Raw genomic sequence first — 12,891 nt, forward strand, 5'->3', positions numbered from 1 at the left:
TTCGTAATTAACATGAAGCACTACGAGGATAACTTTGCTCACCACCATTTACCCAGTCAGGACCTGCAGCCCGACTATGCTTTCCTGGACTTGCCACAGTTTGCCAGATCGGAAATGCTGAATTGTGTGGACAGACTGTTAGACCATCACATCAAAGAAGGTCGCGGAAACAATGTATGCCTTCGCACCTTTGAAAGCACCTGGACTTATAACGATTTGTTTGAAAAAGCCAATCAGATTGCCCATGTTTTGGTGGATGATTTAGGATTGCAATCCGGAAATCGCGTTTTGATTCGCTCCGCCAATAACCCTATGATGGTAGCTTGTTGGTTTGCGATTTTAAAAGCCGGTGGCATTGTAGTAGCCACTATGCCGTTGCTACGCGCCAAAGAATTAACGACCATCATTGATTGTGCCGAAATAGCACTTGCCTTTTGCGACAGCGAACTGGCAGACGAAATGCAGTTGGTTAAATCGGATTTCCTCAAAAAAACTTGCTTTTACGGCAATTCGCAACTAGAGGAATTAATGGCTACCAAACCTAAGACCTTTACTAATTACCACAGCAAGTCTGACAGCATTGCCTTGATTGGTTTCACCTCAGGCACTACGGGCTTACCCAAAATGACTTCGCATTACCACAAAGACATTCTCAATATTTGCGAAGCGTTTCCCAACTACTCATTACAACCCACCCCTGATGATATCTTTACCGGGAGTCCGCCATTAGGTTTTACTTTTGGTTTAGGCGGCTTAGTATTGTTTCCGTTGTATTTTGGAGCCTCCACGTTCTTAATTGAAAAGCCAACACCGGATATGTTGCTACAGGCAATACAGGATCACAAAATCACGATTTGCTTTACGGCTCCTACGGCTTGGCGCGTTATTACTACCAAAGTCAAGGAATTTGATATCAGCAGCTTGCGCAAATGTGTCTCCGCCGGTGAAACACTACCGCTAAAAGTATGGCAAGATTGGTATGAAGCTACAGGGTTAAAAATCATTGACGGCATTGGCGCTACCGAAATGTTGCATATCTTTATCTCTTCCAACGAAGACAATATGAAACCCGGTGCCACCGGGGTAGCCATCACCGGTTACGAAGCCAAGATTATTGATGCTGACGGGAATGAAGTCCCTACCAATGAACCGGGAAGACTGGTGGTTCGAGGCATTACAGGTTGTAAATATTTGAACCGCATAGATAAGCAAGAAGAATATGTGGTCAACGGCTGGAATTTTACGGGTGATATCTTCCGTAAGGATGAAGATGGGTACTTTTGGTTTGTGGCTCGTGGTGATGATATGATCATCTCTTCGGGCTATAACATAGGCGCTGTAGAAGTAGAAAGTGTCTTGTTGACACACGAAGAGATTTTAGAATGTGCGGTAGTTGGGCTACCTGATGAAGAGCGAGGGATGCTGGTTTGCGCCCATATTGTTTTGAAAGAACAGAGTAAAGCTACAGATAACATGAAGAACCATATTCAACACTGGTTCAAGGAAGTAGCAGCACCATATAAATATCCAAGAGTGATTTATTTTACTGAGGCACTCCCTAAAACAGAGACCGGTAAAATACAACGCTTTAAATTAAAATAAAATGAGAAAAGCATTTTTGGTTTTTGCTATTACTATTCTTGCCATCATGGGGGTACTCACCTATGTGAATTGGAAGTTTAGTTTCTTAGGATTGATTTTTATTCCGTTAATCCTAATGGGTTTTTATGACATGTATCAATCCAAGCAAACCATTAAGCGCAACTTTCCGCTCTTAGGCAGAATGCGTTATTTGCTGGAGGCATTAGGACCCGGTGCCCGACAGTACTTTATTGAAAGCGATACCGATGGCAAACCCTTCAACCGTTTGCAACGCAGTTTGGTATACCAAAGAAGCAAAAAAGAAACCGATTCCAATCCTTTCGGAACCCAATTAGACCTATACGAAATAGGCTATCAATGGATTAATCACAGCATCAAGGCGATTCCGTTTTCACAAGTCAACAGCAATCCGAGAGTTAAAATAGGCTCCTCTCAATGCACCCAACCTTACTATGCCAGCCTATTCAACATCAGTGCGATGAGTTTTGGTTCGCTTAGTAAAAATGCCATCTTAGCACTGAACAACGGTGCCAAAGAAGGAGGGTTTTACCACAACACCGGTGAGGGTGGATTATCGCCTTATCATTTACAAGGTGGTGACGTGGTATGGAATATCGGAACCGGATATTTCAGTTGTCGTGACAAAGACGGTAACTTCTCGTATGAAGAGTTTGTCAAAAGAGCTACTTTAGACAATGTGAAAATGATTGAAATTAAGTTCTCTCAAGGGGCAAAACCCGGACACGGTGGGATATTGCCAAAAGAAAAAGTAACCGACGAAATCGCAGCCATCCGTTTGGTGGATAAAGGACACGATATTATTTCTCCGCCGACGCATTCAGCCTTTAAAACACCTCTTGAACTGATGGAGTTTGTAAAATTGCTGCGAAAAGGTTCCGGCGGAAAACCTATTGGCATGAAAATCTGTATCGGTAACAAGTCCGAATTCATTGCTATTTGTAAAGCCATGGTGCAAACCAAAACCACTTTTGATTTCATTACCGTTGACGGTGGCGAAGGCGGTACCGGTGCGGCACCACAAGAATATTCAGACCATGTTGGCATGCCATTGCGTGATGCACTGGCTTTTGTATACGACTGCTTGGTAGGTTTTGATATAAAAAAAGACATCAAAATTATTTGCAGCGGTAAAATCATCACCGGTTTTGATATCATTAAAACACTATCTATCGGAGCTGATTTGTGTAATTCGGCACGCGGTATGATGTTCGCATTAGGGTGCATTCAAGCCCTCGAATGCCACGCTAATACTTGTCCGACCGGCGTTGCAACACAAGATCCGAGACTAACCAAAGGATTGGTTCCTGAAGAAAAAAGTGTGCGCGTAGCCCGTTTCCAGCACGAAACGGTAAAAAGTGCCATGGAACTCATGGCTTCGGCAGGCATTGATCATCCGGATAAAGTAGACCGTAGTGTGGTAAGTATGCGGGTAGATCGAACCCAAATCAAAACTTTTGAAGAGACGTATCCTGAGCCAAAAGAAGGGTGCTTGCTTGATGGCAGTAAGGTGCCCAACGATATGTTTAAGTTTTGGAAACGGGCCACCGCTGAGAGTTTTTAGTAATTAAATTAAAAGTTATTCCCGCTGACCATTGCAAACTGTTCGTGGATTTCTACGGTAAACGAAAAGTGTTCATCGAACTTCCATAAGGAATAAAAGTATTGTGAAATAATCGGGGTTAAAGAAAGAGATATGGACAACTATTTTACCAAACAAGAAAAAATACGCTTCAAACACGTGGATTATGCAGGTATCGTTTTCTATCCGCGTTTTCTGGAAATGCTTAATGATTTAGTCGAAGACTGGTTTGAAGAAGCTTTAGAACGTCCGTTTTCCAAAATACACGAAACCAACGGGATACCCACAGTGGATTTGAAAGTACAATTCAAGAAAGCGGCACGCATCGGGGAACTATTGACTAAAAAACTTTGGGTGATTAGACTGGGCGGAGCCTCAGTAACTTGTGGCTTTCGTTTTGAAGACGAACAAGGGAACACCTGCTTGGAAGGCGAAGTAACGCTCGTTAATGTTGGCATTGCCGAAGACCGCAACAACATTAAGGCTGAGCCGTTCAATGAAGACATGAAGCATAAAATCAGGAATTACGAATTACAAATTACGAATTAGGAATTACGAACTAGAAGGTATGAGTATAGATTTTAAAAAATTCAAAGCCGCTACGGTACAAACATCACCTGTATTTCTCGATGTAGAAAAAACGATTGATAAGGCCATTTCCTTTGTAAAAGAAGCCAGTGCTAATGGCGCGCAACTTATTGCATTTCCCGAAGTATTCGTAGCGGGTTATCCGTATTGGAATTGGATTATGACTCCGGTACAAGGCAGTAAATGGTATGAGCAATTGTATAAAAACTCGGTAGCCGTTGACGATGCGGCCATGCAACCGTTATACCAAGCGGCCAAAGCGTACAACATGCACATAGTTATCGGTATTAACGAACGTGGTGACAGCTATGGCGAAATTTACAACACCAATTTAATCATTGACAACAAAGGAAACCTGATAGGCAAACACCGAAAGTTGGTTCCGACTTGGGCTGAAAAATTGACTTGGACCAGCGGTGACGGTTCTTCTCTAAAAGTCTACGATACAGAAATAGGCCCTATTGGCACGTTAGCTTGTGGTGAAAACACTAATACTTTGGCGCGTTTTACTTTGCTTTCGCAAGGCGAATTGATTCACATTGCCAACTACATTTCGCTACCGGTGGCGCCACCGGATTACGACATGGCCGAAGCCATTAAAATCAGAGCCGCTGCGCATTCCTTTGAAGGAAAACTGTTTACTATAGTGTCTTGCTCCACCATTTCTCAGGAAATAAAAGACGCGTTGCGCAACGATGTTCCCAATGTAGATGAATTACTCTCTCGTAAAAGCTCGGCTTTCTCCGGATTTATTGGTCCCAATGGTGCGGTAATCGGAACCCCATTAATTGATGAGGAAGGCATAGTGTACGCTGATATCGATTTAGAAAAATGCATCCAACCCAAACAAATGCACGACATTCTTGGACATTACAATCGTTTTGACATTTTTGATTTAAGAGTGAATACTGCCCCAACCAGAAAGATTACCTTTGTAGATAACCACGAGGAGTTTAATAAAAAATCCTAAACGATTTTAAAAACGATTAGGCATACTATAAATAGCATGGAAACAAACAACTATTCAGACGACGTTATTGGTCGCGCCCGGGTTCAAGACACACCTGAACTCGAAGCTTATTATAAAGAACTGGAAGCCCTTGGTGCCGGTGCCTTATGGACGGTAGCCAACGATATTGAGCCATGGGAGCCGAAAGCCAACTCGGTACCAATGCTTTGGAAATATGAAGATTTAAGAAGCTTGGTTTTAAAGTCTTCCGAACTGGTAACCCCGAACAAGCCGGTAGACGTGTAGTCTATTTGGTAAATGACAAACGAAAAGACGTATCCGCTGCTGTGGGTTGGCTTTACACCGGAATACAGGTAACGCGCCCCGGTGAAAGCACTTCGGCTCACCGCCACAAAGCTTCGGCATTGCGTTTTATCATGGAAGGTTCTAAAGGCTACACAGTAGTTGATGGCAATAAAATCATGCTCGAAGTAAATGACTTTGTGATTACGCCTAATTCTACTTGGCATGAACATGGTGTAGAGCCCGATGGGCAAACCTGCATATGGCAAGACGGTTTAGATATTCCGTTGGTTAATGCTTTAGAAGCCAATGATTATGCCGTATACGACGGTAAGCAGCCTTTGGTTGCTCCGATTAATCATTTGCCATTAAGTTATGGTTGTGCAGGGCTACTGCCGGCTGACCATCAATGGGACAAACCTTATTCGCCTTTGTTTAAATACTCTTGGAGTAAAGTTTACCCTGCCTTACTCGAAGCGCAAATTGTTAACCACCCTAATGCGTTTGACGGGATATTGATGCAGTATTCCAATCCGATGACCGGTGGTCATGTAATGCAAACTATGGGAGCTTCGATGCAATTGTTACCGGCAGGTTTCAAAGGCAAGGCGCACAAACATACCGGTTCTTTTGTCTATCAATGTGCCAAAGGAAGTGGGTATACTATCATTAACGGTGAACGTTTTGATTGGAAGGAACGCGACATTTTCTGTGTACCCTCATGGGCTTGGCACGAACATCACAATGCTTCTGAAACCGAAGATGCTTGTTTATTCAGCTTTAACGATTTGCCGGTGATTGAAGGATTGGGATTGTTTCAAGGGAAAGAATACACTGAAAACAATGGTCACCAATCGTTGTAAGTAAGTAGCGCTAAAACATTAAAGTAAAAAAGATTAACTATAAAAATAAAATCATGTAGAGACGTTACCCAGCTAGGTCTTTACCAAATAACAAACAAATGAAACTACTAACCTACCAAACCGCCGATACCGAACCGCGTTTAGGCTTTTTACACAACAACCAGGTCATCGATATGGAAGACTTTGGTGAGATTTCGAATTTCCCGTTACCCAGTGACATGTTGGATTTGATTGATATGGGTATTGAAATCGTAGAAGAATTAAACGATATGGTGGCCGATACCGAGGCGGCTTATTTGAATGAAATAGCCTATTCGATGGACGAAGTGACTATCCTGGCGCCTATTCAAAAACCGAGAAAGAACATCATCGGCATTGGGTTAAACTATACCGAACACGTTTCTGAAAGCGCTCGTACTTTAGACACGACCGGAAAGCTGCCGCAAAAACCTATTATCTTTTCGAAGCCACCTACCACGGTTACCGCAACTAATACCGAAATTATCAAGAACACCAAACTCACCGCTCAGTTAGACTGGGAAGTTGAATTGGCTGTAGTCATTGGCAAAAAAGGCAAATATGTTCCGAAAGCAGAGGCTATGGATTATGTTTTTGGTTATACGGTAATCAATGATATCTCAGCGCGTGACTGCCGTAGAGAAGGCCAATGGATTGTTTCAAAAGGACAAGATACTTTTGCTCCTATGGGTCCTTTGTTAGTAACGAAAGACGAAATCGAAAACCCGAACAACCTGAACTTATCGCTTAAGGTAAACGGAGTAGAAAAACAAAATTCGAATACCAAATTCCTGCTGTTCAACATTAACGAACTGATTGAAGATTTGAGTATTGTATTTACTTTAGAACCGGGAGACATCATTGCCACCGGAACGCCGGCTGGTGTAGGTGCCGGAAGAGACCCTCAAGAATGGTTATATGATGGCGATATAGTTGAAGCTACCGTTGAAGGAATAGGAACCCTAGTCAATACAGTTAAAGAGATTTCAAAGTAACAACAGGTTGCGTTAGGGAGTGCAGTGGAAATCCTTTTTTGTCAAAAAAGATTGGAACGGAAAGCCCGACCCGTCAGGGGAACGCCCATCATGCTCAGCCAGCACGGAATGAGATAACAAATAAATTAAATGAAAAAATACAGAATAGGACAAATCGTACCGTCATCGAATGTGACGATGGAAACCGAAATACCGGCTATTTTCAGAGCCAGAGAAACCATATTGCCAGAACGCTTTACCTTTCACAGCAGTCGCATGCGCATGAAGAAAGTAACCAAAGAAGAATTGGAAGCCATGGATGCCATGAGTTTGAAATGTGCTCAGGAACTGTCTGATGCGCACGTTGATGTGATGGGTTATGCTTGTTTGGTGGCTATTATGAGTATGGGGCGTGGTTATCATTGCGTGTCTGAAGTCAACTTGCATCAGGAGACTATTGCTAATGACTTCCCTACGCCTATTGTAACTTCGGCCGGGGCTTTGATTAACGGGTTGAAAGTGTTGGGAGCCAAACAAATTTCGATTATTACACCTTACATGCGCCCACTGACCGATATGGTGGTGGATTATATAGAACATCAAGGGATTAAAGTAAAAGAAAGCATCGCGCTCGAGATTCCGGATAACTTGGAAGTAGCGGCTCAAAACCCATTGAATTTATTGGAAATATACAAGCAATTGGACTTAACTGATGTGGATGTTCTAGTAGCTTCGGCTTGTGTGCAAATGCCTTCTTTGGAAGCTATAGATGCTATTCAGGCGGAATGTGGTATACCGGTTACTTCGGCTGCGGTATGTACCACTTACGAGATGATGAAAAAACTGGGGATTCAACCTATGTCAATCATAGGCGGAGAATTATTAAACGGAAACTACTAGTCTAATTTCATTTTATTAGGAAAAGAAATCTTAAGGCGTTAAATCAATGTTAAAGTAATGATTTTAAGACTATTGCAGCAACTTTAATCGTAAATTTGAGTATGATTTTGATTAATTACTTGAACGTTCCGCAAAGGAAATTCAATAGTTGGCTGTATAAAGATGGTACAAGCTAATAATGATAAATCAAAATCAAATAACGGGAGGCCTGAACAGGGTCTCCTTTTTTTTGGCACAAATACACCGGCGTTAAAGTGATGTTAAACACTCATAAACAATTGTTTACCTTTTCATTTATCTTTAAATTTGGGTATGGTTTTGATTGATTAGCAGAAGGCTTTGAGACTTGGTTTTCTCGATTGACGTACAAGAAGGTATAGGGCAATAGCTGATGAATCAAAGTCATAACCCACAAAGGAAATTCGAAAGAGTTTCCTTTTTTTCTTCTCCTCTTTTATGTTATTTTAACCGAAGTCATGCTAAGGCTTCCGGCCACCATTTTATCGTTGAACAAGCTTAGGGTATCTTCTTTTTGTTGCAATCCTAAGGTATACAGCAAAGGCAGGTAATGATCGGGGGTTGGAATAGCCAGTTTAAAAGCACTTCCTTGACGGTCATAATCTAAGAGCGGTTGGTAATCGCTGTGTTGCAAATACCCATTAATGGTAGTACGGGCTTCCAGGGCCCAATCGAAACCGTAATTATCTTTGTGAAAGTTTTGAAAATCAACCAAACCCAAGTTGTGTACGATATTACCACTACCGATAATCAGGACGCCTTTATGACGCAAGGCTTGAAGCTGTTTGCCCAGACCGAAGTGAAATTCCGCCGGTTTGGTATAATCAATGCTCAATTGGATAACAGGCACATCGGCTAACGGATACAAATGTTTGACAACCGACCAAGTACCATGGTCTAAGCCCCATTCTTCGTCTAAGGCTACCTCCATCGGTTTAAGCAACTGTTGGGTTTCATGGGCCAATAGCGGACTCCCCGGTGCCGGGTATTGTACCGCAAACAATTCTTTGGGAAAGCCTCCGAAATCGTGTATGGTTTCAGGAACCTGCATAGCGGTTACCTTAGTGCCGCGCGTAAACCAATGGGCGGAAATACATAAAATAGCCGTTGGTTTTTGTACATCTTTCACGCTGTTTCTGAACCCCTGCACAAATTGATTCTCTTCTATGGCATTCATCGGGCTGCCATGTCCGAAGAAAAATACGGGCATTTTGGCTGTATTGGGAAAGGTATTAGTGATGTACTGTAAATCGTTTAAAGTAGTCATTGTTTAGGCATTTATAAGTAGGATAAAGATAGGCATTTTTTGGAGATGACCGATGTCTAGTAAAGAGATAACAGGCGAAAATTGTCGGCCTCGATTAACAATTAAATGATAATCGTGGCAAAAGATAAAAGATTTGAGATGCCTACAATGGGAAAGAAATGCTATAAAACAAGTTGTTAAGTTTGTTTAAGCAGGAAGTACAGCTTTTTACAGATGTATCAAATAAAACCCATACTCTGAAACAATTAGTTTGTGGGTTTGATAGTATAATATTTTCTTGTTAATCATGTCCAACGTTTCTTCGTGGGACGGAAAAAAAAGCTCAAAAACACCCGGGTTCTTTTCAAAGAAAGCAGCAGGATCGGCAATCTTTTCGCCTTCGAAAAAATATTCGATTACTAAAGGGATACGCATGCTCTGAGTATACTCAAAGACAGTAAAGTTAGACATAGTAGGTGTTATTTAGTTTTGGTATAGCAAAAGTACCTAAACCATTTGGCAAACTATGTTAAATAAACCGAAGCGCACTGTTAAAAAAAGATGTAGTTCATCGAAAATATAACTGTACCAACATCCTCTTGCTAACTTAAAAAACGTAACTACCACCTACTCAGCCATACTTCCGTTTTATCAATAAAAAACTAAAAATTCAAACTTGTACCGCTTTCTTATCCTAATTTACATTATGACACCATTGCCTTTTCTTCAGGCAACAGCAAATAAAAATCATGCCCTAATCCTAACAAAAAGCTCTTGTCCGGTTCCTTTTAAAACAAAATTGAAAGTACTTTTGCCATTCCGCTTCTGCTAAAACTTAAGTATCTTTGAAAAAATGTTGTACACCACAGCAAAGAAACAAGTAACAATGGAAAACATTCCGATAAGACATATACCGGAGACACTCAAAGAGCCTAACCTCTCAGGTAGTTTCAGCATTAGGGCTATTGAAACTCTGTTGTCGGGCAAGGACTTGGTGCAGGAACTTCATCGGCATGATTTTTATTTGCTGTTGGCTTTGCAAAAAGGAGCCGGTTCTCATGAAATTGACTTTACGGCTTATGACATTGGCTACCATACGGTTTTCTTATTGCGTCCCGGACAAGTGCATCAGTTGCATATAAAGGCCGGAAGCACTGGCTATTTGGTACAGTTTAAAACTGATTTTTTGTATTCACATAACAGTGCGGCCCAAAATCATTTAACCAAACTAATCCAATTTTCTTTATATCAACTAAAGCCGGATGGATTTCATAAAATGGAAGTTATATTGGCTGAGGCTTTAAAAGAATATACGACTAAAGCAAAAGGATATCAGGAAGTGTTAAAAGCCAACCTTAGCATATTGCTTATCGAATTGCTGCGCCAACGACAGGATAAAGTACAGTCCACAGCAAAAGGCACTCCGTATGCACAGGAAAAACTGGAAGACTTTTTAGCCTTAGTTGAAACCAACATAACTACGTTGAAACAAGTTTCGCAGTATACTAACTTATTGCATTTGTCTTCTTATCAATTAAGCGCCATAACAAAAACGTTGCTAAACAAAACGCCTTCCGAAATTATAACCGATTATATTCTACTGGAAGCCAAACGACAATTGTTAGCCACCTCCAATCAGGTCAGTCAGATTGCCTATAACTTAGGGTACGATGACGCTTCCTATTTCATTCGCTTTTTTAAGAAACATACTTCTTTCTCCCCGGAAACGTTTAGACAAAACTCTAAATAAGTCCTATTCATCTCCATTTTTGTCCTACCGGTAAGGTTGGCTGTCGAAGTAATTTTGCCTCATAAATTATTTCAAAAAAGAAATCCGTATGAAAACAAAAATGAAACTACTGGCCTCCTTAAAGATATGGCTGGCTATTTATCCGTCAATCACACTTTTTTTATTGGTGTTTGGTAAAGCCTTAACTGCATTGCCATTATACCAACGCACATTTATACTCACGGTGGCCTTAGTCCCTTGGCTGGTATTTATTGGTGTTCCTTTTATAGATTTCATATTCCGTCAAATCAACTCCAATAAGGATAAATAATAGGGATGAAACCTGTTTCCTCAAGACGCCAATTCATCAAACAAAGTGGATTGGCACTTACCGCCGTGGTTTTACCCATTTCGTTTACAAAATCTTCAATCAATACTTTCATGAACACTACAAAATCATTTGATGTTATCATCATCGGAGGCAGTTATTCCGGATTGGCCGCAGCTATGGCTTTGGGAAGAGCCTTAAAACAGGTTTTAGTTATTGACAGTGGTCATCCCTGCAATGCCCAAACCCCTTACTCCCATAATTTCCTGACTCAGGATGGTAATACGCCAAAAGGAATTGCCTCTATTGGTAAAGAACAAGTCGCAAAATATCCTAATATCAATTTCTTTAACGGCATAGCCTCAAAAGGAACGAAAACAAAAAAAGGCTTTGACATAGAAACAGAATGGGGAGAAAAATTCCAAGCGTCCAAAATAATCTTCGCTACAGGTATAAAAGATGTTATGCCCAAAATAGCCGGTTTTGAGGCCTGCTGGGGAATATCCGTATTACATTGCCCTTATTGTCATGGCTACGAAGTTCGCGATACCGCAACAGGCATTCTTGGCAACGGCGACTATGCATTTGAATTGGCAAAAATGATTGCCAACTGGACCGGCGACTTGACTATCTACACCAATGGCCAAGCAACTTTAACAACAGAACAACTGGCCAAACTGCAAAAGCACCATATTAAAGTGGTAGAAAAGGAAATCACAAAACTAGACCATAACACCGGTCACCTGAAAGTCATAGTTTTCACCGATGGCAGTACCGTTCCTCTAAACGTCCTATATTCTCCGAGACCTTTTGTACAGCATTGTACCATTCCCGAGTCATTAGGATGCGAAATGAATGAAGATGGGTATATCAAGGTCAATGGATTTCAGGAAACCACGATTGATGGTGTTTACGCTTGCGGCGACAATACTACCCGATTGCGAGCGGTTGCCAATGCTGTGGCTATGGGAACCACTGCGGGTATGGCGGTCAGTAAAAAACTGATACTCGAACAATTTTAAAAGGGATCAAACTGTAGGATAGTAAATTACTTTAAAAATGTCCTATCCGACTTAATTTTTGTCCTACTAACAGGCCAATGCACAGAAATACCTTTGTCGAAGAAAAAATAAACAATTAAATATTAAATATCATTATTATGAAAATCATTATTGTAGGGGCTACAGGCACCATGGGAACACACTTAGTAAAAGCGTTAGAAAAGGAGCATGAAGTTATCAAAGTTGCCTCAAAAGACGGTGACATCGATGCTGACATCACTTCAACTGAATCAATCGAAAACATGTTTAAACAGGTGGGCACTTTCGACGCTTTAATTTCAACCGCCGGACCCACTTTCGTCGGACCTTGGGGCAAACTGAATGATTCAACTTTCAGACAAGGGGTCGAAGGTAAAATGATGGGGCAAATTAATTTGGTGTTAATTGGCCAAAAGTACATTAACCCTAAAGGATCTTTTACCTTAATTACCGGAGCCTTAACCCACGAGCCTCAGGTAAACTTTGCTAATGCATCAGCGGCTAATGGTGCCGTGGAAGGTTTTGTTCGTGCTGCAGCAATTGAATTGGAAAATGGCATTCGTATCAATGCGGTAAGTCCAACTGTTATTGAAGACTCACCACAATATTTCCCATACTTCCCCGGAGAAATTCCAACTACTATGAGACAATTGGAATTCATGTTCCGCAAAAGTGTATTTGGCAAAGTAACCGGTCATGTAATCAAACCTTAATCGCTCAAGCGATAGCTCCA

At 41.3% G+C, this 12,891-nt stretch carries 14 protein-coding genes; 12 read left to right on the forward strand and 2 right to left on the reverse strand.

Annotated elements, in window-relative coordinates; all coding sequences use genetic code 11:
* The first annotated feature begins 12 nt into the window (after positions 1-12).
* The 8 genes from GUU89_RS13665 to GUU89_RS13695 all read left to right on the forward strand — a co-directional run bounded on the left by GUU89_RS13665 (position 13) and on the right by GUU89_RS13695 (position 7,797).
* Positions 13-1,602, forward strand: coding sequence for an AMP-binding protein (locus GUU89_RS13665; RefSeq protein ID WP_162128433.1), 1,590 nt, complete (start codon positions 13-15; stop codon positions 1,600-1,602).
* Between the two features lies 1 nt (position 1,603).
* Entirely contained in the window at positions 1,604-3,184 is a 1,581-nt protein-coding gene (locus GUU89_RS13670) for an FMN-binding glutamate synthase family protein (protein ID WP_162128434.1), read from the forward strand.
* A 132-nt stretch (positions 3,185-3,316) separates the two neighbouring features.
* Positions 3,317-3,751 (forward strand): acyl-CoA thioesterase, encoded by a 435-nt coding sequence (locus GUU89_RS13675; RefSeq protein WP_162128435.1) that lies wholly within the window; start codon positions 3,317-3,319, stop codon positions 3,749-3,751.
* 19 nt (positions 3,752-3,770) lie between these two features.
* On the forward strand, positions 3,771-4,760 hold the full coding sequence (locus GUU89_RS13680; RefSeq protein ID WP_162128436.1) for a carbon-nitrogen hydrolase family protein: 990 nt from the start codon (positions 3,771-3,773) through the stop codon (positions 4,758-4,760).
* Between the two features lie 36 nt (positions 4,761-4,796).
* Complete coding sequence (locus GUU89_RS14845) at positions 4,797-5,045, forward strand: hypothetical protein (RefSeq protein WP_202924465.1); 249 nt, start codon at positions 4,797-4,799, stop codon at positions 5,043-5,045.
* Positions 5,046-5,050: 5 nt separating this feature from the next.
* Entirely contained in the window at positions 5,051-5,905 is an 855-nt protein-coding gene (locus GUU89_RS13685) for a cupin domain-containing protein (RefSeq protein WP_202924466.1), read from the forward strand.
* A gap of 98 nt (positions 5,906-6,003) precedes the next feature.
* Positions 6,004-6,918, forward strand: a complete 915-nt coding sequence (locus GUU89_RS13690) for a fumarylacetoacetate hydrolase family protein (protein WP_162128437.1) — start codon at positions 6,004-6,006, stop codon at positions 6,916-6,918.
* A gap of 129 nt (positions 6,919-7,047) precedes the next feature.
* Entirely contained in the window at positions 7,048-7,797 is a 750-nt protein-coding gene (locus GUU89_RS13695) for a maleate cis-trans isomerase family protein (RefSeq protein WP_162128438.1), read from the forward strand.
* Between the two features lie 454 nt (positions 7,798-8,251).
* On the opposite strand, the gene ygiD is transcribed toward GUU89_RS13695, so the two are convergent.
* Positions 8,252-9,082, reverse strand: coding sequence for a 4,5-DOPA-extradiol-dioxygenase (ygiD, locus tag GUU89_RS13700; protein ID WP_162128439.1), 831 nt, complete (start codon positions 9,080-9,082; stop codon positions 8,252-8,254).
* Between the two features lie 207 nt (positions 9,083-9,289).
* Positions 9,290-9,532: a hypothetical protein gene (locus GUU89_RS13705; protein WP_162128440.1), complete on the reverse strand. Its 243-nt coding sequence runs from the start codon at positions 9,530-9,532 to the stop codon at positions 9,290-9,292.
* A gap of 382 nt (positions 9,533-9,914) precedes the next feature.
* On the opposite strand from GUU89_RS13705, the gene GUU89_RS13710 reads away from it, so the two are divergent.
* The 4 genes from GUU89_RS13710 to GUU89_RS13725 all read left to right on the forward strand — a co-directional run bounded on the left by GUU89_RS13710 (position 9,915) and on the right by GUU89_RS13725 (position 12,871).
* The gene (locus tag GUU89_RS13710) at positions 9,915-10,811 is read left to right on the forward strand and encodes a helix-turn-helix domain-containing protein (RefSeq protein ID WP_202924467.1); all 897 of its coding nucleotides are present in this window, start codon (positions 9,915-9,917) and stop codon (positions 10,809-10,811) included.
* A gap of 88 nt (positions 10,812-10,899) precedes the next feature.
* Positions 10,900-11,121, forward strand: a complete 222-nt coding sequence (locus tag GUU89_RS13715; RefSeq protein ID WP_162128441.1) for a hypothetical protein — start codon at positions 10,900-10,902, stop codon at positions 11,119-11,121.
* Between the two features lie 5 nt (positions 11,122-11,126).
* Positions 11,127-12,140: an NAD(P)/FAD-dependent oxidoreductase gene (locus tag GUU89_RS13720; RefSeq protein WP_162128442.1), complete on the forward strand. Its 1,014-nt coding sequence runs from the start codon at positions 11,127-11,129 to the stop codon at positions 12,138-12,140.
* A gap of 137 nt (positions 12,141-12,277) precedes the next feature.
* The gene (locus tag GUU89_RS13725; protein WP_162128443.1) at positions 12,278-12,871 is read left to right on the forward strand and encodes a short chain dehydrogenase; all 594 of its coding nucleotides are present in this window, start codon (positions 12,278-12,280) and stop codon (positions 12,869-12,871) included.
* The last annotated feature ends 20 nt before the right edge of the window (positions 12,872-12,891 follow it).

This window comes from Flavobacterium phycosphaerae (assembly GCF_010119235.1).
In the GTDB taxonomy this organism is placed as follows: domain Bacteria; phylum Bacteroidota; class Bacteroidia; order Flavobacteriales; family Flavobacteriaceae; genus Flavobacterium; species Flavobacterium phycosphaerae.